The organism is Actinomadura xylanilytica (assembly GCF_030283145.1).
GTDB lineage: Bacteria > Actinomycetota > Actinomycetes > Streptosporangiales > Streptosporangiaceae > Spirillospora > Spirillospora xylanilytica.
Map to the genome: position 1 here is coordinate 1 of NZ_JASNWE010000010.1, position 23,741 is coordinate 23,741.

A 23,741-nucleotide genomic window follows, 5' to 3' on the forward strand; every position below is an offset into this window, starting at 1 on the left:
CACACCCTCACCCTCATGGATCAAACCCAAAAGGATGTGCTCAGTCCCGATGTAGTTGTGGTTCAACATCCTGGCCTCTTCCTGAGCCAGAACCACAACCCGCCGCGCACGGTCGGTGAACCTCTCGAACATCTCGTCGCCCCTTCGCAGCAGCCTGGGCCTACGTTCGGAGTATTCACTCTACTGACAAAACGGGGACCGGCCTACTCGCCCGCGGGCGAGCGGCACCTGCCGCACGGGGTACGCGCCGTGCGCCCGCCGGGTACCCGGCGGGCGCACGGCGGCGGGGGCCGCGCTCGGCGCGGTCGCGAGGAAGAGCGTCGTGGCGTGCGCGACCGCGTCGCCGAGGGAGGCTCGCTTGTCGTAGTCCCCGCAGACCACCTCGGTGCCGGACGGCGCGTCCGCCCGGGCCGGGTCGCGCCTCTAGGAAGTTTCGGCACACTCGGGCGGCTGATCAACGGCCCGGGTGTCCTAGCGTGAGGGCATGCGGGCGTTCAGCGAGGCCCCGGACGGGCCGGACGGGCCTTCGGGGCCGGTGGCGGCGGCGCGGCGGGGCACCGGCCCCGGCGTGGCCACGGTCGAGGTCCACGGCCGCCGGACGCTGACCCGGCTGCCCGACACGGCCATCGGCGACGACCCCGGAGGGATCGTCCGGCGGATGGAGTCGGCCCTCCGGGCGCGGCTGTCGGTCCTGCCCTCCGCTGCCCTGGCGCGGAACGGGCTGCTGCTGGCCGCGGCCGAGGGCCTGTCCACCGGTGCGCGGCCGGAGGGGGTGCGGGCCGTCGCCGAGCGGGTCGGGTCAGCGAACGCCATCTGCGCAACCTGTTCACCAGTGACGTCGGCCTCTCCCCCAAGCAGTTCGCGCGCATCGATCGGGTACTGGGCGTCCCCGCGCGCGTCGCGGGCCGGTGAAGGACACGGTGCGGCCGAAGATCCTCAAGGAGAACGCAGCCAGGCTGCGCGGTTAGTGCCCTGCGCCTCCCCGCACCTCCCGTCCTGTGTTCCCCCACCGTCCCCTCCCCCCAAGGGATCCTCATGCACAACGAAGGGCTCGGGTCGTGGCCGATCCGCCGCGCCCGCAAGACCCCGACCGCCACCGCCCTCGTCCACGAGGGGCGGACGCTCAGCTACGCCGGCCTGCACGAGCGGTGCACCCACCTCGCGCACGCGCTGCGCGGCCTGGGCGTCCGGCCCGGCGACCGGGTCGCCTACCTCGGTCCGAACCATCCCTCCTTCCTGGAGACGCTGTTCGCCACCGGGATGCTCGGCGGCGTCTTCGTGCCGCTCAACACCCGGCTGACCGGCGAGGAGATCGCCTTCCAGCTCACCGACTCGGGCGCCTCGGTGCTGGTGCACTCCGCCGCGCACGCCGGGCTGGTGGACGGGATCCGCCACCGGGCCCAGGTCCGCGCGCACCTCGCGCTGGGCGGGCCCGGCCCGGGGGCGCGCGGGTACGAGGAGCTGATCGAGACCGCGGCCGGCGCCGCGTCGGTCGACACGCCGGTCAGCCTCGACGACCCCTGCATGATCATGTACACGTCCGGGACCACCGGGCGGCCCAAGGGGGCGACGCTCACCCACGGCAACATCACCTGGAACGCGGTCAACGTGCTGGTCGACCACGACCTGGCCGCGGGCGAGGTCGCGCTGGTATCGGCCCCGCTGTTCCACTCCGCCGGGCTCAACATGCTCACGCTGCCGGTGCTGCTCAAGGGCGGCGCCTGCGTGCTGGTCCCCGGCTTCGATCCCGACGCCACCCTGGACCTGATCGAGCGGCACCGGGTCACGTTCATGTTCGGGGTGCCGACGATGTTCCAGCGGATGGTCCGCGCGGCGCGCTGGGCGGACGCCGACGTGTCGTCCCTGCGGCTGCTCACCTGCGGCGGCGCCCCCGTCCCGCCCTCGCTCATCGCCTCCTACCAGGACCGGGGCCTGACCTTCCTCCAGGGCTACGGGATGACCGAGGCCGCGCCCGGCGCGCTGTTCCTGGACGCCGCGCACGCGGTGTCCAAGGCCGGCTCGGCGGGCGTGCCGCACTTCTTCAGCGACGTCCGGGTGGTCGGTCCCGACCTGGCCGAGGTGCCGCCCGGCGAGACGGGCGAGGTCGTGGTCAGCGGCCCGCACGTGATGTCGGGCTACTGGGGCCTGCCGGAGGAGACCGCCGCGGCGTTCAGCGGCGGCTGGTTCCGCAGCGGCGATGCGGCGCGGGTCGACGCCGACGGCTACGCCTTCATCGTGGACCGGCTCAAGGACGTGATCATCTCCGGCGGCGAGAACGTCTACCCCGCCGAGGTCGAGAACGCGCTGCTGGCCGACCCCGACGTGCTGGAATGCGCGGTCATCGGCGTCCCCGACCCCACTTGGGGCGAGGTGGGCCGCGCGGTGGTGGTGGCGCGGCCCGGCTCCGGGCTGACCGCCGACCGCGTGCTGGAGCCGCTGACCGGGCGGATCGCCAAGTACAAGGTGCCGAGGTCGGCGGTCCTCGTCGACGAGATCCCGCGCAACGCCACGGGCAAGATCCTCAAGGGCCCGCTGCGGGACGCGTACGGCGCCCCCTGACCTCGTACCCGGGGCCGGGCCGGGCTGCGCCGGGCGGCGGATAGGGTGATCGCCCGGCAGAAGATCGAAAGGGCGGCGTGGTCGGCGGGATGAGGCTGAATCAGCGAGTCGCCGGCGAGGGGGACCGCTGGGGCACCCTCGCCCCCGAGCGCCGGGTCCTGGCGGTCGTGCGGACGGTGACGTCGGCGAGCCGCCTGCTCGACGTCCTGCCGGTCTTCGACGGCGACACCAGGGTGCAGGTGTTCTTCACCGTCAACGAGGGGTCGGCGTTCGGCGCCGAGGTCCCCGCGTTCCTGCACGGGCTGCGCGTCCGCCTGCTGCCGTGGCGGGAGGCCGTCCGGACCCGGTTCGACCTGGCCCTGTCCGCCTCCGCCAACGGCGGGCTGCACCGGCTGAAGGCGCCCGTGGTGGTGATGCCGCACGGCGTGGGGCACAACCGGCTGGTGGAGGCGGCCACCGGCCGTCCCGACGTGGCCTCGGGGCTCGCGGGCGGGCAGCTGCTGCACCGAGGCCGGGTGGTGCCCGCGGCGATCGTGCTGTCCCACGGGGAGCAGCTCGAACGGCTCCGCCGCACCTGCCCCCCGGCCGCCGAGGTCGCGCTCGTCGCCGGCGACCCGAGCTTCGACCGCATGGTGGACAGCCTGCCGATGCGCGACCGCTACCGCGAGGCGCTCGGCGTCCGCGACGGGCGGCGGCTGCTCGTCCTGACGTCCACCTGGGGCCCGGACTCGCTGTTCGGACGGCGCCCGCACCTGCTGGCGCGCTGGGTGGCGGAGCTGCCCGTCGACCGGTACCGGGCGGCGCTGATCCTGCACCCGAACGTGTGGGCGCGGCACGGCCCGTTCCAGATCGAGGGCTGGCTCGCCGAGGCGCTGAGCGCCGGGCTGATGCTGATCCCGCCCGAGGAGGGGTGGCGGGCCGCACTGGTCGCCGCAGACCGGGTCGTCGGCGACCACGGCTCGGTCACCTACTACGCGGCGGCGCTCGGACGGCCCACGCTGCTCGCCGCGTTCGGCGAGGCCGAACTCGACCCCGACTCGCCGCTGGCCGCGTTCGGCCGCGCGCAGCCCCGCCTGGACCCGGCGCGCGGGCTGCTCGAGCAGCTCGAGGACCTCACCGCGCCCGCGGCGGTGCCCGACGCCCTCGCGATGCGCGGGCTCGCTGCCTCGAACCTGCGCACCGCGCTGTACGGGCTCATGGGACTGGAGCAGCCGCCGGTGCCGCCCCGGTCGCGGCCGGTGCCCGCGCCGGTCCCGCGCGGACGCGGCGTGCCCGCCCTCCTCGTCGAGGGGACGGCGCGGCCGGACCGGGTGGAGATGGAGCGGTACCCCGCCGTCCTGGACGACGGCGACCGCCTCGCCGACCCGCACCTGGTGGTCGACGAGCGGGAGGCCGACCGGCGGCTGCTGGAGAGCGCCGCGATCTTCGTGCGGCGGGCATGCTCGAGCGAGGCCGGGACCGGGGGCGGAACCGAGGCCGGGGCGTGGGCCGAGGCCGACGAGTGGGCCGGGAGCGTGTTCGCGCGGTATCCGGGGTCCGAGCTCGCCGCCGCCGCGCTCCCGGCCGGACGGTGCCTGATCGCGCTGCGCGGCGGGCGCCGGGTCCACGCGCGCGGGGCGGACGTGGGGCTGTGCGCGTCAGCGCTCTACCTCCGCCACCTGGCGGGCCTCCCCCTCGACGGCGCGATGACGGTCAAAGCGGGGGCCAGTGAGGTCCGCATCCATGCCACCCCCCCCCCGCTCGTTTTAGCGCCTATGCGCCGGTCTCGGGGAGAACGCCGCGCAGCGACCGGGCGCGCCGCCGGTACCTCCCGGCCTCCTCCGGGTCGGGCTGGAGGTCGGCGAGCAGCTCCAGCGCGGTCGCCTCTCGCCGGGGCTCGTCCCGGACGGCCAGGATCGCCAGGGCCCGGCCGAGGGCGTCGACGGCCTCCGCCGGACGGTCGAGACGCGGCAGGACCGCGCCGAGCCGGATCCCGACCTTGGCCTGGCTGAGCTCGTCGCCGATCTCCACCATGCCCGCCATCGCGCGGGCCAGCTCGCCCGCCGCGGCGGCGTACCGGCCGGCCTCGCCCAGCGCGGTGCCCAGATGGTAGGTCTGCATCGCCACCCCGCGCCGGTTCCCCGCCGCGGCGTTGATCTCCCGTGACCGCCGGAACGCCGCGATCGCCGCGTCGTGGTCGCCGCGCCTCAGCCGGACCAGCCCGGCGGACTCGATCACCGCGGACTCGACCCGGTGGTGCCCGCACTCCGCCGCGGCCTCCAGCGCCACCGGCACCGCTTCGGCGGCGGCGTCGAGCTCCCCCGCCCTGAGCAGGGCGCGGACCACCTGGTTGTGCATCCGCGCCTCGGCCGGGCGGTTCCCGCAGCGCCGGGCCGCCGCCACCCCGAGCCGCGCGACCTCCAGCTCGTCGGCGAGGTGGGCGCGGTTGTCGTACAGGGCCCACAGCGCCTCGCCGAACTGCCAGACGAGCGCGTCCCACCCCTCGTCGGCCGCCAGCCGCACGGCGGCGAGGAGGTTGGCGCGCTCGCGCTCCAGCCACCCGGCGGCGTCGGCGGGCCGCTCGAAGACCGGCCCCTCGCCCGCGGGCGGGCCCGCGCCCTCCTCCGAACCTGCGCCCTCGCCCGGGTCGTCGGCGAGGCGGAGGCGCCGGCCGAGCGCGGCGCGGTCTGCGGCCTTGGCCCGCGCCAGGTACCACTCTACGATCGGGCACCCGGTCTCGCCCGCCTCGCGGGCGCGCGCACGCGCGTGCAGGCGGACCAGGTCGTGGAACCGGTACCGGTCCGCACCGACCTCCTCCAGGAGGCTGGCCTCCAGCAGGACCTCGACCGTCCCGGCGGACGCGTCCGGGCCGCGTCCGGTGATCGCGCCGACGGCGTCCGGCGAGAACTCCGGGCCGGGATGCGCCCCGAGCCCCCGGTAGAGCGCGGCGGCCTCGGCGGGCAGCCCCGCATACGCGGCGTCGAACACGGCCTCCACGATCGGCACTCCCTCGGCGGTGAGGCGTTCCAGCCTGCGCTCCTCGTCGGCGAGGGCGGCCGACAGCCGCCCGATGCCCTGCCCGCTCCGTCCGACCAGCCGGGCCGCGCACACCCGGAGCGCGATGGGCAGCCCGCCGCACAGGCGCGCCACCTCGCCGGCCGCCTCGGGCTCCTCGTCCACCCGGGAGTCGGCGAGCATCTCCCTGATCAGCCGGACGCCCTGCGGGCCGTCGAGCGGGTCCAGCCGGACCGGGACGGCGCCCGCGACCAGCAGGCCGGTCAGCCGGCGGCGGCTGATCACGACCACCGCGGCGCCGGCCGAGCCGGGGATCAGCGGGGTCACCTGCGCGGCGTGCTCGACGTTGTCCAGGACGACCAGCAGCCGCCGGCCGGCGGCCATCGTCCGGTACAGCGAGGCCCGCTGCTCCAGGCCCGCCGGGATCGCGTCCTCCTTGGCGCCGAGCGCCCGCAGGAAGTCGCCGAGGACGTCCCCGACGTCGACGCCGCCGCGATGCCGCAGCGCCGCGAGGTCGGCGTAGAGCTGGCCGCCGTCGAACCGGGGGCCGGCCGCGCGGGCCCAGTGCAGGCCGAGGCCGGTCTTGCCGACCCCGCCGAGGCCGCTCAGCACCACCACGGCGGGCTGGTCGCCGCGCCGGGTCAGCAGCCGCTCCAGCGTCTCCAGCTCGGCGCGGCGGTTGACGAACACGGCCGGCCCGGCCGGAAGCTGCCTCGGCACCAGGACCGGCGGAGCCGGGACCGGGGGGAGCCCGAGCGTGCCGATCGACCCCGCCTGGACCACCAGCGCGGCCCCCTGCACGCCGTCCATCGTGTTCATCACGCGTCCATCGGATTCGGCCATGTCCCCAACCCCACGCCTCGTTTGCCCCCGCCAGTATGACCGGGACGCGGACGGCGCGGTGCCGGATCCGGGCCGGAACGCGGCGGGGACGGCCCCGTCCCGGCCCGCACCTGCTAGAGGTGGTGGCGGCGGGCCCGCACCGGCGCCCGCCCGCTCCCGACCGAAGGACGGACCATGCCCCTGCTGCTCGGCGTCGACATCGGAACCTCCGGGGCCAAGGGCGTGCTGGTGACGCCCGAGGGCGAGGTCGTCGCGACCGCGGTCCGCGACCACGCGGTCTCCAGCCCGCATCCCGGATGGGCCGAGCACGACGCCCGCGCGGTGTGGTGGGGCGGCTTCACCGCGATCACGCGGGAGCTGCTGGCCGCGGTGCCCGGGGCGGACGTGGCGGCGGCCGGCGTCAGCGGCATCGGCCCGTGTGCGCTGCCCGCCACCGCGTCCGGCGAGCCGCTGCGCCCGGCGATCCTGTACGGCGTCGACACCCGCGCGGTCGCCGAGATCGCCGAGCAGACCGAGGCGTACGGGGCCGAGACCGTCCTGCGGCGGGCCGGGTCGCCGCTGACCTCCCAGGCGGTGGGCCCGAAGCTGGCCTGGCTGCGGCGGCACGAGCCGGACGTCTGGGCGCGGACGCGGCGGCTGTTCATGGCCGCCTCGTACCTGGTGCACGAGCTGACCGGCGCGTACGTGCTCGACCACCACTCGGCGAGCCAGTGCGCCCCGCTGTACGACTCCGGGGCCAACGCGTGGATCGGCGACTGGGCCGAGGAGATCGCGCCCGGCCTGGAGCTGCCGCCGCTGGCCTGGCCCGGCGAGATCGCCGGGACCGTGCACGCCGCGGCGGCGGACGAGACCGGGCTGCCCGCCGGCACCCCGGTGATCGCCGGGACGATCGACTCCTGGGCCGAGGCGGTCTCGGTCGGCGTCACCGCCCCCGGCGACGTCATGCTGATGTACGGGACGACGATGTTCCTGGTGGAGGTCCTGAACGCGCGCCGCACCTGGCCCACGCTCTGGGGCACCGTGGGCGTCGAGCCGGGGACCTACTGCCTGGCGGCCGGGATGGCGACCTCGGGCGCGGTCACGTCCTGGCTGCGCGACCTCACCGGGCGGCCGTACGCCAGGCTCGTGGAGGAGGCCCGCGCGGTCGGGCGCGGCTCGGACGGGCTGCTCATGCTGCCGTACTTCGCCGGTGAGCGGACCCCGCTGTTCGACCCGTCCGCCCGGGGCGTGGTGGCCGGGCTGACGCTGCGGCACGGGCGCGGCCACCTGTACCGCGCGGCGCTGGAGGGCACCGCCTACGGCGTGCGGCACAACATGGAGACGATGCGGGAGGCGGGCGGCGAGGCCCGGCGCCTGGTCGCGGTGGGCGGCGGCACCAGGGGCGACCTGTGGCCCCAGATCGTCTCGGACGTGCTGGGCCGCCCGCAGAGCGTCCCGACGTACACGATCGGCGCCTCCTACGGCGACGCCCTGCTGGCCGGACGGGCCGCGGGCCTGGTCTCCGACACGAGCGGATGGAACCCGCAGGCGGGCACCGTCGAGCCGGACGAGCGCGCCACCCGCGACTATGACGAGCTGTACGGGCTCTACCGGGACCTCTACCCGGCCACCGCCGGGATCGTCCACGCCCTCGCCGCCCGGCAGACCTGATCGACGCAACACCCGCCGACCCGCTGAACCCCCCGGGCCGGGACCTCAGTCCGGGTCCGGACCAGGGCCCGGCTCCGGCTCCGGCTCGCCGAGGTGGGCCCGGAGGCGTTCCAGCTCGCGCCGGTCGCGCTTGGTGGGACGTCCCGCACCGCGGTCGCGCCGTCCCACCGGGATCAGGGCCTCGCGCGGCGGCGGTGGCGGGCTGTTGTCGATCAGGCACTCCGCGGCGGCGGCGGGTCCGACCCGCTTCCGCACGACGCGCTGCACGACGACGATCCGCTCGCGCCCGCCGTGCCGCAGCCGCACCTGGTCGCCCGGCCGCACCGCGGAGGCGGGCTTGGCGCGCTCGTCGTTGACCCGCACGTGCCCGGCCCGGCAGGCGGCGCCGGCCATCGACCGGGTCTTCAGCAGCCGGACGGACCAGAGCCACACATCGACCCGTACCGTCCCCTCGACCTCCGTCATGCCACGACCCTAACCGGCCCCGGGACGCCGCCGCCGCGATCACGCGTCCCGGACGGGCGCCGCGATCGGACGCCGCGGTCAGGCGACCGCGAGGGACCAGTCGTCCGCCGCGTACTTGCCGATGATCCCGGCGCTCTGCTGCTGGAGGAGCCGGGTGCCGCCGGCCGGGGCCATCGGCGCGACGACCTTGACGCCGCGCACGCCGGTCGCCGCGTAGATCGCCGGGGTGCCGGACGGCGTCTGGCCGGGCTGGTCGCCGAACCCGGCGAACTGGCAGCCGCTGAACAGCACCTCCGACGCCGAGCCGCGCAGGAACGCCTGGCCCCGGTCGCGGGGGGACCGGCCGGTGGTGGCCGGGTTCACGCAGTTGTTGAAGAACCACAGCTTGTCGAAGACGTGCCCCTTGCCGCCGGTGACCAGCAGCGCGGCGCCCTGGCACGCGGTGGTGCCGGTGCGCCCGGTGCTGTCGAGGAGGGTCCCGGTGAAGACGAACCCGCCGTGCGAGCCGTCGATCCTGATCCCGGTGGCCTTCTCCGGGGTGATGTACAGCGGGCCGAACTGGCTGCGCGACATGTGGGTGAACCAGCAGTAGAACTTCGTCGCCGCCAGCCGCGTGCTCGACAGGTAGCCGCCGTTCTGCCAGTAGTAGTTGTCGCTGCCGGCCAGCTTGAACTGCGTGTCGCCGCCGCCGTTGGTGTAGGTGCGGTCGATGCGCACGCGCAGGTGGCGCGCGTGCTGGACGGTGGCGAACCCGACCCAGGCCAGGTCGAGGAAGGTGGCGTCGCTCATGATCGGCCCGGCGGCGAAGTCGGTGGCGGGCTGCTGGAAGTTCACCCTGCCGGACGCGGCGCGGAACTGGATCCCCGAGACCCACATGTTCTTCACGCCGCCGCTCGGGACCGCGAACAGGGCGGGGACCTTCGCGCTGCTGGAGGCCGTCACCACGCACTGCGGGCCCGTCCCGGCGAACTCGCGCTCGCCGGTGCCGAGGCTCCCCACCATCCGGAACCCGTTGTAGTAGGCGCGGGGGCCGCTGAAGGAGTGCGCGCGGTTGGCGAGCACGATCGCGGGGGGCCGGGTCTGCGCCGCCGCGTACTTCATCGCCGCGGTGAGCTTGGCGTCGTCGGTGGCGCCCGAGAACGCGTCCAGGGGGGCGCCGTAGGCCGCCTCGTCGATCAGCACCCGGCTCTTCAAGTCGGCGAGGTTGGCGTTGAGCGGGACGTCCCAGTTCAGGTCGCCCCGGGGCGGCATCGTTCCTGGCAGTGCGTACGGGAAACCACCCATGCTGCGGCCTCTCTGCGTCGGCTCCGCGAACCGGGCCCGGCCCGCGCAGGTCGATGGGCCGCCGGACGCCGGGCCCGGTCGACACGCTCCGTGTCCGGACGTGCGGTCAGCGTCATCCTGGCGTGACAGTAGCCGAGCCGGAGGGCGCCTGACCAGCGATCACGGCGACGGCTGGCCGGCCGGGTAAGGGGGCTCTTCCCGCCGGGCCCGCCCGTCGGCCGGCACCGCCCGCCTTGGGCGGTGCCGACCACATTTTTGACCACTTCTTTCATAGTTCGTCCAGATTTAGTGTTTATGGTGTGAGTTCAGCCCCCGATCAGCTGAGCGAGCCCGCTGCCGATCCCGGCAAGGAGCACAGGATGAGACTCGGAGGAGCAAGCATCGAGGACACCAGCGCGGTGGTCGCCTTCCCCGCGGAGGTCGACATCGGCAACGCCGACCTGGTGCTGGACCAGGCCCTGCAACACCTCGACAACGGCGCGCCCGGCCTCGTCCTCGACCTGACCACCTGCGAGTTCTGCGACTCCAGCGCGCTGGCAACGATCGACCGCGCCCAGATGCGGGCCACCGCCCTGGGGGTCCCGATGTGGGTGGTGCTGCCCGCCCGCGGCCTGGTCCGCCGGGTCTGCGACGCGGCGGGCCTGGCCAGGCGGGTCGCGATCGCCCCGGACCTGGCCACCGCCCGCGCCGCGCTCGCCCGCCCGCGGCGCCACGCCGGCTGAGGAGGCTCCCGGCCGGGCGGTGATCAGCCGGCGGTGAGCCCGCTGAGCGCGGGCACCGTGCCCGCGTCCGCCGCGGCCGGAACGCCGTCCTTGGCGACGAGGGCGGCGTAGCGGCCGCCCGCCGCCAGCAGTTCGTCGTGGGTGCCGCGTTCGGCGATCCGGCCGTGGTCGAGCACGATGATCTGGTCGGCGTCGCGGACGGTGGACAGCCGGTGGGCGATGGTGATGGTCGTCCGGCCCTCGGCGAGGGCGTCGATGGCCCGCTGGACGGCGCGTTCGGTCTGGGTGTCCAGGGCGCTGGTCGCCTCGTCCAGCACCAGGACCGGCGGGTTGCGCAGGATGGTGCGGGCGATCGCCAGCCGCTGCTTCTCTCCGCCGGAGAAGCGGTAGCCGCGCTCCCCGACGAGGGTGTCGTAGCCGTCGGGCAGCCCGGCGATGTGGCCGTCGATCTGGGCGGCGCGGGCGGCGGCGCGCAGCTCCTCGTCGGTCGCGTCCGGCTTGGCGAAGCGCAGGTTGTCGGCGACCGAGGCGTGGAACAGGTAGGTCTCCTGCGACACCACGCCGACGGCGTCCGACAGGTCGGAGAAGGCCAGGTCGCGGACGTCCACGCCGTCGATGGCGACCCGTCCGGACGTCGCGTCGTACAGCCTCGGCACCAGGTAGCTGAGCGTGGTCTTGCCCGATCCGGTCTCGCCGACGACGGCCAGAGAGGTGCCGGCCGGGACGGTCACGTCGATGTCGCGGAGCGCCTCGCCCGACTCGCCGTCGTAGGAGAAGCCGACGTGCTCGAACCGGACGGTGCCGCGCGGCGCGGGCAGCGGCCGGGGCGCGGCGGGCTCCTCGATGCCGGGCTCCAGGTCCAGGTACTCGAAGATGCGGCCGAACAGCGCCATCGAGCTCTGCACGTCCACGCCGGTCTGGAGCAGCATGACCATCGGGCGGAGCAGGCCCGCCTGGAGGGTGGTGAAGGCGACCAGCGTGCCGATCGAGACGAGCGGGGTGCCCTGGGAGACGGTGAGGCCCGCGGCCCAGTAGATGACGGCGGGCATCGCCGACATGACGATCTGGATCGTCGACTGGCGCCAGCGGCCGGCCATGCTGGAGCTGATCTCCAGGTCGGCCAGCTCGCGCGACTCGGCGGCGAACCGCTCGGTGAGCGCGCGGGACCGTCCCATCGTGCGGCCCAGCAGGACGCCGCTCACCGACAGCGACTCCTCCACGATGGCCGACATCCCGGCCATCCGGCGCTGCCGCCGCGAGGTGATCTTCCGGCGCTCGGCGCCGACCCGGCGGCTCACCCAGACGAAGAACGGCAGCATCAGCAGCGACACCAGGGTCAGCCGCCAGTCCAGCGCGGCCATCGCGATCACGGTGGCGATGACCGAGGTGAAGTTGGACACCAGCGACGTCGCGGTCGAGGTGACGGTCGACTGCATCCCGCCGATGTCGTTGGCGATCCGCGACTGGACCTCACCGGTGCGGGTCCGGGTGAAGAACGCCAGCGGCATCCGCTGGAGGTGCGCGTAGACGGCGGTGCGCAGGTCGTGCATGACGCGCTGGCCGACTCCGGTGGAGATGTAGGTCTGGAGGACGCCGAACACGCTGGTCGCGACGGCGACGGCGATCATGCCGGCGGCCAGCAGCGTCAGCAACCCGGTCCGGCCCTCCGGCAGCGCGACGTCCAGGACCGCGCGCAGCATGAACGGCGAGGCGAGCCCGACCAGCGACGACAGGCCGACGAGCAGGAGGACCCCCGCGAGGCGGCCCCGGTAGGGACGGAAGAGCCGCAGGACGCGCCGGACCTGCGCCGGCCGCTCCCCGGTCTCGGTCGCGGCCTCGGTCTTGGCCTCGATCTCGGTCGGGGCTTCGGTCTTGGTCAGGGCTTCGGTCTCGGCTTCGGGAGACTTCACGGGCGGCTCCTCCACAGGTCGATACCGACCTAACTGAGCTTGCCTCATAATTATTTCCTCAACTATGAGCTAAACTCCGCTTCATGGACGACGAGCTGGCCGACCTGTTCCTGCGGGCGGCGCGCCGGATGCGCGGCAGGCAGGTCGAGCACCTGGCCCCGCTAGGGCTCACCCCCGCCCAGGCGCGGGCACTGCGCGTGATCGTCCGCGCGGACGCGCCGCCGCGGATGGCCGAGCTCGCCACCCTGCTGGGGGTGGTGCCGCGCTCGGTCACCACGCTGGTCGACGCGCTGGAGGAGGCCGGCCTGGTCACCCGGACGCCCGATCCGGCCAACCGCCGTTCGACCCTGGTCGTGCCGACCGCCGAGGGCCGCGCCATCCGTGCCCGGATGGCCTCGGTGCGGCGGGAGGTCGCCGAGGAGGTGCTGGCGCCCCTGTCCGCCGGCCAGCGCGAGACGCTCCGCGAACTGCTCGCCGTCATCGACACCGCTGCCCCGTGCGGCCCGTCCCGGCGCCGCCGGGGGCACCTCGGACCGGCGGACCCCCGCTGACCGTGGCCGGATGTGGCTGCGTTCCGGACCCTTGAATTGCCCGGTCCGCGGAGAGAAGATCGCCTACGTGCGCGCCCCGACCGCACCGGAAAGCTCCCTCGACAGGGCCGCCCGACCGTAGCGCGGCCCGACCGCCACACCTCCGCGGCCGACGTCCGTGCCCTTCGGCCGCCTTCCTCCAGGGGTTGTCATCGTCATGACGCTGGTCGATCGTTCACTCGCCCAAACCGATCCGGAGATCGCGAAAGTGCTGGCCGACGAACTGTCGCGGCAGCGGGACACGCTCGTCATGATCGCCTCGGAGAACGTCGCGCCCCGGGCGGTGCTGGACGCGCAGGGGTCGGTCCTGGTCAACAAGCTGGCGGAGGGATATCCCGGCAAGCGCTACTGCGCGGGATGCGAGCACGTCGACGTCATGGAGTCGCTGGCGATCGACCGGGCGAAGTCCCTGTTCCAGGCCGAGCACGCCAACGTGCAGCCGCATTCGGGCGCCCAGGCCAACGCCGCCGCCTACATGGCCCTGCTCGATCCGGGCGACACCATCCTCGGGCTGGACCTGGCGCACGGCGGCCACCTCACGCACGGGATGGCCGCGAACTTCTCCGGACGCTTCTACGACACGGTGTCGTACCAGGTCCGGGAGTCCGACTCGATCATCGACGTCGGCGAGATGGCGCGGCTCGCGCGCGAGCACCGGCCCAGGCTGATCGTCGCGGGCTGGTCGGCCTACCCGCGCCGGATCGACTTCGCCGCGTTCCGCCGGGTCGCCGACGAGGTGGGCGCCTTCCTGCTGATCGACATGTCGCACTTCGCCGGGCTCGTCGCCGCGGGCGTCCACCCGAACCCGGTCCCGCACGCCGACGTGGTGACCTCGACGACGCACAAGACGCTCGGCGGCCCGCGGGGCGGGATGATCCTGTGCCGGCGGGAGCACGCGCGGCGGATCGACGCGGCGGTGTTCCCCGGCCAGCAGGCGGCGCCGCTCGCGCACGTCATCGCCGCCAAGGCGGTCGCCTTCAAGATCGCGCAGAGCGGGGAGTTCCGGGAGCTGCAGCGGCGGACGGTCCAGGGCGCCGCGATCATCGCCGAGCGGATGCGCCGGGCGGACGCGGCGGAGGCGGGGGTGGCGGTCCTCACCGGCGGCACCGACGTGCACCTCGTCGTCCTCGATCTCCGCGACTCCGCGCTGGACGGCCGCGAAGCGGAGGACCGCCTCTACGACATCGGCATCACCGTCAACCGCAACATGGTGCCGTTCGACCCGCGTCCGGCGCTGGTGACCTCCGGCCTGCGCATCGGCAGTTCGGCGCTCGCCGCCCGCGGGTTCCAGAGCGAGGACTTCGAAGAGGTCGCCGACATCATCGCCAGAACCCTGCGGCCCGATCTGGACGGCACCGACGCCGAGATCCTGCGGTCGCGGGTGAACACCGTGGCGGCGAAGCACCCGGTCTACTCCTCGCTCGCGTGACCGCCGATCCCGCGGTGGCGGGGGAAGGGACCGGGCCCGTCCCGCTGGGCGACGGCCGTGCCGGGGCGCCGCTGTCCGCCGCGCAGGAACGGACGTGGTTCCTCGAACGGATCGCCCCCGGCGCGGCGCCCCCGAACGTCTCGGTGGTGCTGCGCCTGACGGGCGGGCTGGACGCCGGGGCGTTGCGGCGCGCCGTCCGGGAGGCCGCCCGCCGTCACGAGGTGCTGCGCACCGGCTTCGTCACCGTGGACGGGCGCCCCGCGCGCCGCGTCGCGGACGTCGCGGAGGCGTTCGTCGTGGACGCTCGTCCGGCCGGTGACATCGGCGAGCGGGTGTCGCAGGCGCGGGGCGAACCCTTCGATCTGGCCGCTCCGCCGCTGCTACGGGCCGTTCTCCTGCGGGTGGCAGACCGCGAGCACGTGCTGGTGCTGGTGGCGCACCCGATCGCGGCCGACGCCCGGTCGATGCGCATCCTCGCCGACGAGGTGGCCGCGGGCTACGCCGGGGACGCCGCGGGCGGGCGGGCGGCGGCGTCCGCGCCGCGGCTCCAGTACGCCGACTTCGCCGCGTGGCAGCGCGGCCGGACGTTCGCCGGCGAGCTGTCCTACTGGCGGGATCGCCTCGCGGGCGCGCCTGCCGGACCGGCCCTGCCCCCGTCCGGCCGGACGGGGATCGGGCCGGACGGCGGCGCGCCGGACCGCCGTCCCTCCCGGGCGCGGGAGCGGGTCCGGATCCCGCCGGACGCGGCCTCCGGTCTCGCGGCGCTCGCCGCCGCGCACGACGCCTCCCCGTTCGAGGCGCTCCTCGCCGCGTTCGCGGTGCTGCTGGCCCGTTTCGGCGGGCGGGACGACATCGTGGTGGGCACCACGGTCACCGGCCGGGGGAACGGTGACCTGGAACCGCTGGTCGGGCCGTTCGACGACGTCCTGCCGCTGCGGATCGACCTCGCGGACGGCCCGGCGTTCCCGGACGCCCTGGCCCGCGTGCGGGAGACCGTCCGCGCCGCCCGCGCCAACGCGGGCCCGCCCTCCGCCAGGATCGTCGAGGAGCTCCGGCCGAGGCGGTACATCGACGCGTGCCCGCTCGCCGCGGTGACGTTCGACCTCGACGGCGCGCCCGCGGCCGGGACCATGAGCGCGGGGGTCCGCTTCTCCCCCGCCGAGCCTCCCCGCGCGGACCCCCGCCTCCCGCTCGCGGTGCGCGTCGAGCCCGCGGGCGGCGGGCGCCTGGACGTGACCGCGGTCTTCCACGACGACCGCTTCGCCCCGGAGTCCGTCGCGTCCCTGCTCGGGGCGTTCCCCGTCCTGCTGCGCGGCGTCGCCGAGCACCCGGACACCCCCGTTCACGACGTCCCGCTGATCACGCTGGCGCATCGGCGCGTGCTGCCCGAGCCCGCGCGCCCGCCCCGCCGCCGCACGCACCCGCTGATCACGGACCTGCTGGAGGAGTCGACGGACCGCGACCGCGAGCGCCCGGCGCTCGTCCAGGGGACGCGGCACCGGTCCTACGGCGACCTCTCCGCGCGGGCGCACGAACTGGCGGACGCCCTGCGGTCCGCCGGGCACGCTCCGGGCGACGTGGTCGCCGTCGCCACGCGGTACAAGTGCCCGGATCTGTACGCCGCGCTCTGGGCGGTGTGGCTCGCCCACGGGGTGCTGCTCCTCGTCGACACCGCGTTGCCACCGGCCCGGCGCCGGGCCATGGTCGCGGGGGCGGGCGCGCGCACGGTGCTCGCGCTCGACCGGGAATCGGCCGCCGGGGCGATGGCCGCGCCAGTGGAGACCGTCCTGCTCAGCGCCGACGGCGCCGACGTGACGGCCGTGCGCGGCGGCGGGCGGCCCGGCCGTCCCGCCGGTGGACGGCCGGGGCCCGACGATCCGGCCTACGTGTGCTTCACGTCCGGTTCGACGGGGACCCCCAAGGCGCTGCTCGGACGGCACAACGGGCTGTCGCACTTCATCTCCTGGCAGGGCCGGGAGTTCGGCGTCGGCGTCGGCGACCGGTGCGCGCCCCTGATCAGCCTCAGCGCCGACGCGCTGCTGCGGGACGTGCTCACACCGCTGACCAGTGGCGCGTGCCTGTGCCTTCCGTCCGGCGCGGAGGCGCTCGGGGGCGACGCGGTGCTGCTGCTGCCCTGGATGCGGGACGCAGGGATCACCATGGCGCACACCATCCCCTCGCTCGCCGCGGCGTCGCTGGCGTCGCTGGCGTCGCCCACGTCATGGCCCGACGCCGGGCCGCTCGACCGGCTGAGGCTGCTGTTCTTCGCCGGGGAGCCGTTGTCGGGACGGCTCGCGGACCGGTTCCGCACCCTGGCCCCCGGCGCCGAGGTGGTCAACCTCTACGGCGCCAGCGAGTGCACCATGGTCCAGACCTTCCACCGCGTCCCACCGCGCCCGGGCGCCGGGCGGGTCCCGGCGGGGTCGGGCATCCCCGGTGCGGAGATCGTCCTCGTGACGCGCGGCGGGACGCCGTGCGCGCCGGGCGAGATCGGCGAAGCCATCATCCGCACGCCCTACGCGGCCCTCGGCTACCTGGACCGGCGGGCCACGGGCGGCTACGCGCCCAACCCGTTCCGGGACGACCCGTCCGACGTGGTCTTCCGCACCGGCGACCGGGGGCGCTACCGGTCCGACGGGACGGTGGAGATCCTCGGACGCGCCGCCGGGCGCGCGGGGCCGGGCGCCGGGACGGATCCGGAGGAGGTGAACGCGGTCCTCGGAACGCACCCGGGCGTCGCCGCGTCGACCGTCGCCGGCCACCCGGACCTCGGCGGCGTCGCCTACGTCGTCCTCCACCCCGGACGCTCCGCGTCGCCGTTCGAACTCCGCCGGTTCCTGCTGCGCGCGTGCCCGCCCGAGGACGTTCCGGCCGCGTTCGTCGCGATCGACCGGATTCCCGTGACCACCATCGGGAAACTCGACCGCCGCGCCCTCCCCTCCCCCTCCGGGGCGCCGGCCGGGACCGCGCTCGCCTCCCCCGCCGAGGAACGGGTCGCGCGCGTGTGGTCCGATCTGCTGGGCGTCCGGATCACCCGCCCCGACGCGGACTTCTTCGACCTCGGCGGCGGCCCGGCGCTCGCCCTGCGGGCCGGGGAGCGGATGCGCGAGATCCTCGGCCGCGACGTGGACCTCGCCGACATCTTCCGCGCGCGCGGGCTGAGGGAGTACGCCCAGGCGGCGGAGACGGCCTGAGGCCGCCCGCGTCACCCGATGTTCTCTCCGGCGATGCCGACGTCCGCGCCCTCCGCCGGTCGTTCCTCAAGGTGGGGCACGGGCGTGCGGACGGAAGCGCGCCGGCCCGGATGGAGACCGGCGAGGAGGCGGTTCCAGGTTCCGCCGACGCGGTCGAGGCGGTAGGCGCGGGCGGAGACGCGGGCCTGGTCGCCCAGGCGGTCGCGCAGGGCGGCGTCCTCGATGACCTCGCGCAGCGCCGCGGTCAGGGCCCCGACGTCGCGGGGCGGCACGAGGAGTCCGTCGCGGCCGGGGGTGATCAGCTCGGCGGGGCCGGTGGGGCAGTCGAACGCCACGACCGCGAGTCCCTTGCTCATCGCCTCGATGACGACCATCGGCATGCCCTCGTAGCGGGAGGACAGCGCGTACACCGACGAGCGCTCCATCTCGCCCGCGAGGTCGGCGGTGCGCGGCCGAAGCTCGACCCGGCCCTCGAGACCGGGCCGCTCGGCGAGCATGGCGGCGAGGCGGGCGTGCCGGGGACCCGACCCGAAGATCCGCAGGGTCCAGTCGGGGTACTCGGCGGCGACCGGCTCGTACGCCCGGATCAGCATCTCGAAGCCCTTCTGCCGGACGAGCCGGCCCGCGGCGAGGACGACCTTGCGGTCGCGGGGCGACGGGCCGCCGGGCAGCGCGGGCAGCGCGTTCGGGATCCGGACGATCCGGACGCCGGCCCCGGCCAGCGCGTCCTGATAGGCCACCCGCGCGGACTCGGTCAAGGTGGCGAGGACGGTGAGCCTCCGGTACCGCCGGACGATCTCCTCGCGGAGCCCGCTCCGGTAGGACCGCAGGTTCATGTGGTCCTGCCCGATCGTGGCGGTGCCGCGGGGGGCGAGTTCGGCGGCGAGGAGGGTGAGCGAGGGCCGGGTGCCGATGAGCACGTCGGCCGGGGCGGCGCGCAGGGCGCGCAGCAGTTGCAGGTCGGTCCAGAGGTTCATGCCCCGGAACGAGTTCTCCTCGACGGGGGTCAGCAGGCTCGGCAGCCGGGACAGCAGCCGCGCCGCGCGTCCGGGCGGGGGCGCCAGCCGGTCGTCGGCGAACCGGACGCGGACCCGGGCGGGCACGGGGTAGAACGGCTCGGCGCGGCTCCGGAGCACGCTGACGATCTCGATGTCGTGGTGATCGGCCAGGTAGCCGCACAGGTTGAGCACCGTGCGGATCGTCCCGCCGGTGCCGTGGGCGTGCTGGAGCAGGACGCGGACGCGGAGCCGTTCACCCGGGGGCGGCGTCCGGCGCCATCGGACCACGGGGCGCGCCGCGCACAGCGCGCCCCGCCGCAGCACGCGGTGCACGGGCCTGCGCCCGCGCCGCAGTCCACGGCGGGCACGTGCCGCCACCGAGACGTCCGACATTGGATCCCCCGATCCCAGAAAACCGCGCCGTGAATGGCTTGTTCCCTGAGATCGGGCGATATGAACGAAACGCTCAGCCGGTCGTCACCGTGCGGTCGAGGGCGCTGCCCTTGACCCACTTGCTCCACGGCATCTGGTAGAAGCTCCAGCCGTTGTCCCACTGGAGCTTGCGCTTGCTGCCGGTGATGTCGACGACGTCGCCGCGGTAGGACCAGCCGTAGAACCACTGGGCGGACGCCGGCGGCGAGTTCAGGCAGCCGTGGCTGACGTTCTGGCGGCCCTGCGCCCAGGTGGTGCCGGCCATCGCATGGATGTACTCGCCGGACATGGAGATCCGCACCGCGAACGGGATGACCTCCTTGTAGCCGCCGTTGGCCTTGTCGTCCGGCTTGACGCCCATCCACTCCGACGTCATGACCGCCGGATTCTCCTTGCCCATGGTCAGGTGGACGCCACTGGTGGTGAGGAAGGTGTCCACGCCGTTGACGACCCGGCCGCCCTTGCCGGCGCTGATGCCCCAGCTCTTGACCTTCTTCCCGTTCTTGCGCACCACCAGCCGGTGCGTCTTGGTGCTGGCCGTGATGATGTGCGAGTCGCCGATGGTGAACTTGCGGGTCGTGTCGGAGATCCCGTAGGTCTTCTTCCCGGACTTGACCCCTGACAGCCTGGCCTTGAAGGTGACCTGCTGGTTGGCCTGCCAGTACTCCTTGTTCTTCGTCCGGAAGATCACCTGGGTGCCGCTCACCCAGTACCAGGCGCCGGTGGCGGGCTTGGTGGACTTGACCTCCAGGGCCTGCTCGACCGCCTTGCGGTCGCCGACCGTGCGGTTGAAGGTGACCTGGATCGGCATGCCCACGCCGACCTTCTCGCCCTGGGCCGGGGTGACGTCGGTGATCTTCAGTTCGCTGCCGGCCTTGAGCGTGGTGAACTTGCTGCCGACCGTGGTCGTCTTGCCCTTGGGGCTGCGTGCGATCGCGGAGACCTCGTACTGGGAGTTGGGGCGCAGTGTCCGCGACTTCCAGTTCGTCTTGTCGGCCGAGAGCGCCCCGTCCACCGGCTTGCCCTTGCGGGTGACGGTGACCTGCTCCAGGGTGCCGCCGGCGGCGGTGACCACCACGCCCGCCTCCGGTTTGGCCTTGCCGTCCCCGTCCCCCGGGCTGATCGTCACCTGGGGGGCGTTGGCGTCACCCTTGCCGGCGACGGTGGCGCCGTCGCCCTTCTCCCCGCCGGAGCAGGCCGTCGTGAGGAGCAGCACGGCCCCCGCCACTCCTGCGCCCGCCCGCACACCTGCGGTAACCCTCCGCTGCACCGTCAACCTCCATACCCCGCGTTTATCAGGGAGACATTAGCGACAAAAATCGACGATGATGTCACGAGCAGCGGGATCTACAGCTCTCCGAGATCAAAGCGTTGCAAGCGGACACCGCTCCGCACATCGGGCGGATTCACAGCGAGGCGGTCAGCTGAGGGCGCTGCCCTTCTTCCACTTGTCGAACGACAGCTGCCAGAAGCCCCAGCCGTTGTCGTGCTCGACCTGGCGGTCGCTGCCGGTGAGCTTGATCACGTCACCGCGCTGCGCGATGTCGTAGTACCACTTGGCGTTGGCCGGGCTGAGGTTGAGGCAGCCGTGGCTGACGTTCGCGCTGCCCTGCACGCCGACCGTCGAGGCCATCGCGTGGGTGTACTCGCCGGAGGCGGAGAAGCGCACCCCGTAGTTCACCACGGTCTTGTAGTAGCCGGGGTCGCCCGGCTTGCGGCCGGGAGAGACCATCGTGACCGGGTTCTCCTTGCCCATCAGCAGGTGCACGCCGCTGGTGGTGGTGAACTCCCGGGTCTGCCCGTTGCCCGCGCTGAACGGGACCTTGCGCAGCTTCTCGCCGTCCCGGCGGACGGTCATGTGGTGCTTGCCGATGTCGCCCGTGGTGATCTGCGAGGCGCCGATGCTGATGGTCGCCTCGCGGTCCTTGGCCCCGTACACCCCGCCGCCCGCGTTCACGCCCGCGAGGTCGGCCTTGAAGCGCACCTGCTGGTGCGGCTGCCAGTACGTCTTGGTCCGGTAGATGACCTGGTCGGAACCGATCCAGCGCCACGCGCCCTCGACCGGCTTCTCCGGCGTGACCCGCAGCGCCCGCTCGACGGCGGCCTTGTCGGTCACCGGGCGGTTGAAGCGCAGCATGATCGGCATGCCGACGCCGACCTTCTCCCCCTTGAACCCCGGGGTGATGTCGGTGACCGAGAGCGTCTTGGCGGGCTTGAGCGTGGTGAACGTGGCGGTCGTCGTCGCCGGCTTGCCGCCGCTCTCGGCCTGCGCCGTCACGGTGTAGGACGTGCCGGGGGTGAGCGTGCGGTCCGACCGCCACACCTTGCGGTCGGCGGAGAGCCGTCCGGTGACGGTGGCGCCCTTGCCCTGGACCGTGACGTTCTTCAGGGTGCCGTCGGACGCCTTGACCTCGATCGGCCCGTCGGGCTTGACCGCCTTCGCGCCGTTCCCGGGCGTGATCGTCACCGTGGCCGTCTGGTCGGAGGCCAGCTCGCCCTTGCCGTCACCGCCCCCGCTGCATCCCGTCGCCAGTACCAGCACCGCGCCGGTTCCGCCCGCCACCGCCAGGCCGAGCCGCCCCTGAGCAACCACAAACTCCCCCAAGCTTCCTGATTCACCCGTGTGGCATGAATCTATCCGACTTGGAGAGACGCCCCGAACTCCGAAAAAGTTCGGACTCGCCAGGAATGAGACTGGGGTCTCGCCGCGGGCCGATGGTGGCCGGCCGGGGCGGGCTGGGACGGGTCAGGCCGCGGCGGGCTCGCCGTTGACGCGCCGCAGGCAGCGGGTGAAGCTCCAGACCGACACCGTGATCGCCGCGGCGCCGAGCGCGGCGACCAGGCCGGTGCGCAACCACAGGTACGTGCCGATCGACTCGTTGAACAGCATCCAGAGGCTGACCGCGACGTTGACCAGCAGGACCAGCGACCACAGCAGCGAGATGCGCAGGAAGAACCGCCGGACCCTGGTGTGCGCGAGGAACGCCTCGGGCATCGGCACCATGTCGGTCGCCATCTTCTGCGCCAGCGGGCGGCGGAGCGGGACCGAGGCCAGGAACGCCATGCTGACCAGCAGCGTGCCGAGCGTCGGCTGGAGGAAGTAGACGACCGCACTGTGGGTGAAAGCGGCCAGCCCGGCGCGGACGGTGACGCCGACGGCGGCCAGCACCAGCAACCCGGTGACCTTGTTTCCGCGCAGGAGCCGCCAGGCGATGCCCCCGTACACCCAGGCCACGGCGGCGACCAGCCCGCCGTTCAGGCCGAGCAGGGCGAACGCGGCGTAGAAGACGGCGACCGGGGCGATCACGCCCTCCACGAACCGGGGCAGCGCGTGCCGGAGCATCGCGGTGAGCCGGGGCAGCTCGAACCCGTGATGCCCGCCCCCGTGCGCCGGGGCGGGCCGCGCCTCCGCGGCGGGAGGGTCTGCCGGTCGGTCGATCAAGCGCTGCGCCTCCGTTTCGGCGGGCTCGGGTGGGACGTGCCCGGCTCGGACGTGCTCACGACCCGCTCCACGGTACGTGAGGATCGGGCCCCCGCCGCACAGTTTCGCATTTCCCCCAAAACCCCCACCCTGCCCTAGACAGCCCACAACGGTCCACAACGGTCCACGACGCCCCAGGACACGCCGGGCGGGTCAGGTCTCCGGGGACGCGGGGCGGGTCTCGTGGGCGGCGGCGTAGATCGCGCGGAGGGTGACCGCCACCGAGGGCCGGCGCACGCTCGCGGTCCGGATGACCGCGTACACGTCGCGGGACAGGGCGCGGTCGGGGAGCCGCCGGACCGCGACGCCCTGGTCACCCGCGGCCAGGGTCAGCTCCGGGACGGCGGTGATGCCGATGCCCCGGGCCACCAGGCTCAGGATCGTGTGCAGGCCCTCGAACTCCCACGGGACCGGGCGCGCGCCCCCGACGCCGTCCAGGAGCCGTTCGACCGCCTGCCGGGAGGGCTCGCCGGGCGGCGCCGCCATCCACGGCTCCTCGCGCAGTTCCTGGAGGTCGACCGGGCGCTCGGGGTCCGACATCGGGTGCGAGGTGGGCACCACCAGCACCAGGGGGTCGCGGCGCAGGTGGAAGAACTCCAGCGCGGCGGGCGCCTGCTCGGGGGCCTTGCCCGTCCAGTCGTCGATCAGCGCGATGTCCACCTCGCCGCTCTGCACCTGCCGGATGCCGCCGCCGTGCCGGGTCTGCCGCAGGACGAAGGTCAGGCCCGGATGATCCCCCAGGCTGTGCGCCAGCGCCGGGGCGAAGGCCACCGCCACCGTGGGGAAGGCGGTGACCACCACCCGGCCCATCGGGGTGTCGGCCTGCGCCGACAGCTCCGCCTCGGCCGCCTCGACCAGGGTGAGGATCTCCTCCGCGCGCCCGGCGAGGCGCCGTCCGGCGTCGGTGAGCTCGGCGCTGCGGGCGGTGCGGTCCAGGAGCGCGGCCTTCGTCTCGCGTTCCAGCGCGGCCAGTTGCTGGGACACCGCCGAGGGCGTGTACCCGAGCGACGCGGCGGTCGCCGCGATGCTGCCGCGGCGGGCGAATTCGGCGAGCAAGCGCAGTCTGCGAACTTCTAGCATCACTTCATCTTACGGTCAGCATCGATGAGACTCGCTTGTGCTGATGCTGGGAGGGAGGCGAGCATGGATGGGTACCCGGCCGGGGCGCAACACGGGGAAATTCCGTTCCA

Annotated in this window: 17 protein-coding genes; 6 read left to right on the forward strand and 11 right to left on the reverse strand. The window is 74.3% G+C overall.

All coding sequences use genetic code 11. The features are described from left to right. Positions 1-132: Clp protease N-terminal domain-containing protein (locus QP090_RS37080; protein ID WP_285940114.1), on the reverse strand; the 132-nt coding region annotated here is incomplete at its 3' end. 339 nt (positions 133-471) lie between these two features. Beyond that, positions 472-813 (reverse strand): hypothetical protein, encoded by a 342-nt coding sequence (locus tag QP090_RS37085; RefSeq protein ID WP_285944451.1) that lies wholly within the window; start codon positions 811-813, stop codon positions 472-474. A gap of 222 nt (positions 814-1,035) precedes the next feature. On the opposite strand from QP090_RS37085, the gene QP090_RS37090 reads away from it, so the two are divergent. Further along, positions 1,036-2,559 carry an acyl-CoA synthetase gene (locus QP090_RS37090; protein WP_285944453.1) on the forward strand — a complete coding sequence of 508 codons (1,524 nt, stop codon included), beginning with the start codon at positions 1,036-1,038 and terminating at the stop codon, positions 2,557-2,559. 1,752 nt (positions 2,560-4,311) lie between these two features. On the opposite strand, the gene QP090_RS37095 is transcribed toward QP090_RS37090, so the two are convergent. Further along, positions 4,312-6,396, reverse strand: coding sequence for an ATP-binding protein (locus QP090_RS37095; protein WP_285944455.1), 2,085 nt, complete (start codon positions 6,394-6,396; stop codon positions 4,312-4,314). 174 nt (positions 6,397-6,570) lie between these two features. On the opposite strand from QP090_RS37095, the gene QP090_RS37100 reads away from it, so the two are divergent. Continuing rightward, positions 6,571-8,046 carry an FGGY-family carbohydrate kinase gene (locus tag QP090_RS37100; protein ID WP_285944457.1) on the forward strand — a complete coding sequence of 492 codons (1,476 nt, stop codon included), beginning with the start codon at positions 6,571-6,573 and terminating at the stop codon, positions 8,044-8,046. A gap of 45 nt (positions 8,047-8,091) precedes the next feature. On the opposite strand, the gene QP090_RS37105 is transcribed toward QP090_RS37100, so the two are convergent. Further along, on the reverse strand, positions 8,092-8,511 hold the full coding sequence (locus QP090_RS37105; protein WP_285944459.1) for an RNA-binding S4 domain-containing protein: 420 nt from the start codon (positions 8,509-8,511) through the stop codon (positions 8,092-8,094). Positions 8,512-8,589: 78 nt separating this feature from the next. Continuing rightward, positions 8,590-9,795, reverse strand: a complete 1,206-nt coding sequence (locus QP090_RS37110; RefSeq protein WP_285944461.1) for a hypothetical protein — start codon at positions 9,793-9,795, stop codon at positions 8,590-8,592. 359 nt (positions 9,796-10,154) lie between these two features. Here QP090_RS37110 and QP090_RS37115 point away from each other — a divergent pair, with 359 nt between their 5' ends. Further along, positions 10,155-10,517 carry an STAS domain-containing protein gene (locus QP090_RS37115; RefSeq protein WP_285944463.1) on the forward strand — a complete coding sequence of 121 codons (363 nt, stop codon included), beginning with the start codon at positions 10,155-10,157 and terminating at the stop codon, positions 10,515-10,517. Between the two features lie 23 nt (positions 10,518-10,540). Here the strand turns inward: QP090_RS37115 and QP090_RS37120 are convergent, their stop codons facing one another. Then, on the reverse strand, positions 10,541-12,427 hold the full coding sequence (locus tag QP090_RS37120; protein WP_285944465.1) for an ABC transporter ATP-binding protein: 1,887 nt from the start codon (positions 12,425-12,427) through the stop codon (positions 10,541-10,543). Between the two features lie 83 nt (positions 12,428-12,510). Between QP090_RS37120 and QP090_RS37125 the strand changes: the two genes are divergently transcribed. The 3 genes from QP090_RS37125 (at position 12,511) to QP090_RS37135 (ending at position 17,640) form a co-directional block, all read left to right on the forward strand. Then, on the forward strand, positions 12,511-12,978 hold the full coding sequence (locus tag QP090_RS37125) for a MarR family winged helix-turn-helix transcriptional regulator (protein ID WP_285944467.1): 468 nt from the start codon (positions 12,511-12,513) through the stop codon (positions 12,976-12,978). 196 nt (positions 12,979-13,174) lie between these two features. Continuing rightward, a complete protein-coding gene (glyA, locus tag QP090_RS37130) occupies positions 13,175-14,446 on the forward strand; it encodes a serine hydroxymethyltransferase (RefSeq protein WP_285944468.1) in 1,272 nt (423 codons plus the stop codon). Continuing rightward, positions 14,443-17,640, forward strand: a complete 3,198-nt coding sequence (locus QP090_RS37135) for a condensation domain-containing protein (protein ID WP_285944470.1) — start codon at positions 14,443-14,445, stop codon at positions 17,638-17,640. The genes glyA and QP090_RS37135 overlap by 4 nt, the downstream gene beginning before the upstream one ends. Before the next feature lie 11 nt (positions 17,641-17,651). Here the strand turns inward: QP090_RS37135 and QP090_RS37140 are convergent, their stop codons facing one another. The 5 genes from QP090_RS37140 to QP090_RS37160 all read right to left on the reverse strand — a co-directional run bounded on the left by QP090_RS37140 (position 17,652) and on the right by QP090_RS37160 (position 23,631). Beyond that, entirely contained in the window at positions 17,652-19,031 is a 1,380-nt protein-coding gene (locus tag QP090_RS37140; protein ID WP_285944471.1) for a glycosyltransferase family 4 protein, read from the reverse strand. Positions 19,032-19,104: 73 nt separating this feature from the next. Beyond that, complete coding sequence (locus QP090_RS37145) at positions 19,105-20,286, reverse strand: L,D-transpeptidase (protein WP_285944473.1); 1,182 nt, start codon at positions 20,284-20,286, stop codon at positions 19,105-19,107. Positions 20,287-20,490: 204 nt separating this feature from the next. Continuing rightward, complete coding sequence (locus QP090_RS37150) at positions 20,491-21,663, reverse strand: L,D-transpeptidase (RefSeq protein ID WP_285944475.1); 1,173 nt, start codon at positions 21,661-21,663, stop codon at positions 20,491-20,493. Between the two features lie 153 nt (positions 21,664-21,816). Continuing rightward, complete coding sequence (locus tag QP090_RS37155; RefSeq protein ID WP_285944476.1) at positions 21,817-22,512, reverse strand: VC0807 family protein; 696 nt, start codon at positions 22,510-22,512, stop codon at positions 21,817-21,819. A 192-nt stretch (positions 22,513-22,704) separates the two neighbouring features. Beyond that, complete coding sequence (locus QP090_RS37160) at positions 22,705-23,631, reverse strand: LysR family transcriptional regulator (protein ID WP_285944478.1); 927 nt, start codon at positions 23,629-23,631, stop codon at positions 22,705-22,707. Positions 23,632-23,741: the final 110 nt, after the last annotated feature.

Bases quoted from the DNA above. Each gene is read 5' to 3' on its own strand.
- QP090_RS37095 (WP_285944455.1), bottom strand. From the start codon at position 6,396: ATGGCCGAATCCGATGGACGCGTGATGAACACGATGGACGGCGTGCAG.
- QP090_RS37140 (WP_285944471.1), bottom strand. From the start codon at position 19,031: ATGTCGGACGTCTCGGTGGCGGCACGTGCCCGCCGTGGACTGCGGCGC.
- QP090_RS37100 (WP_285944457.1), top strand. From the start codon at position 6,571: ATGCCCCTGCTGCTCGGCGTCGACATCGGAACCTCCGGGGCCAAGGGC.
- QP090_RS37115 (WP_285944463.1), top strand. From the start codon at position 10,155: ATGAGACTCGGAGGAGCAAGCATCGAGGACACCAGCGCGGTGGTCGCC.
- QP090_RS37160 (WP_285944478.1), bottom strand. From the start codon at position 23,631: ATGCTAGAAGTTCGCAGACTGCGCTTGCTCGCCGAATTCGCCCGCCGC.
- glyA (WP_285944468.1), top strand. From the start codon at position 13,175: ATGACGCTGGTCGATCGTTCACTCGCCCAAACCGATCCGGAGATCGCG.
- QP090_RS37090 (WP_285944453.1), top strand. From the start codon at position 1,036: ATGCACAACGAAGGGCTCGGGTCGTGGCCGATCCGCCGCGCCCGCAAG.
- QP090_RS37125 (WP_285944467.1), top strand. From the start codon at position 12,511: ATGGACGACGAGCTGGCCGACCTGTTCCTGCGGGCGGCGCGCCGGATG.
- QP090_RS37105 (WP_285944459.1), bottom strand. From the start codon at position 8,511: ATGACGGAGGTCGAGGGGACGGTACGGGTCGATGTGTGGCTCTGGTCC.
- QP090_RS37110 (WP_285944461.1), bottom strand. From the start codon at position 9,795: ATGGGTGGTTTCCCGTACGCACTGCCAGGAACGATGCCGCCCCGGGGC.
- QP090_RS37085 (WP_285944451.1), bottom strand. From the start codon at position 813: ATGGCGTTCGCTGACCCGACCCGCTCGGCGACGGCCCGCACCCCCTCC.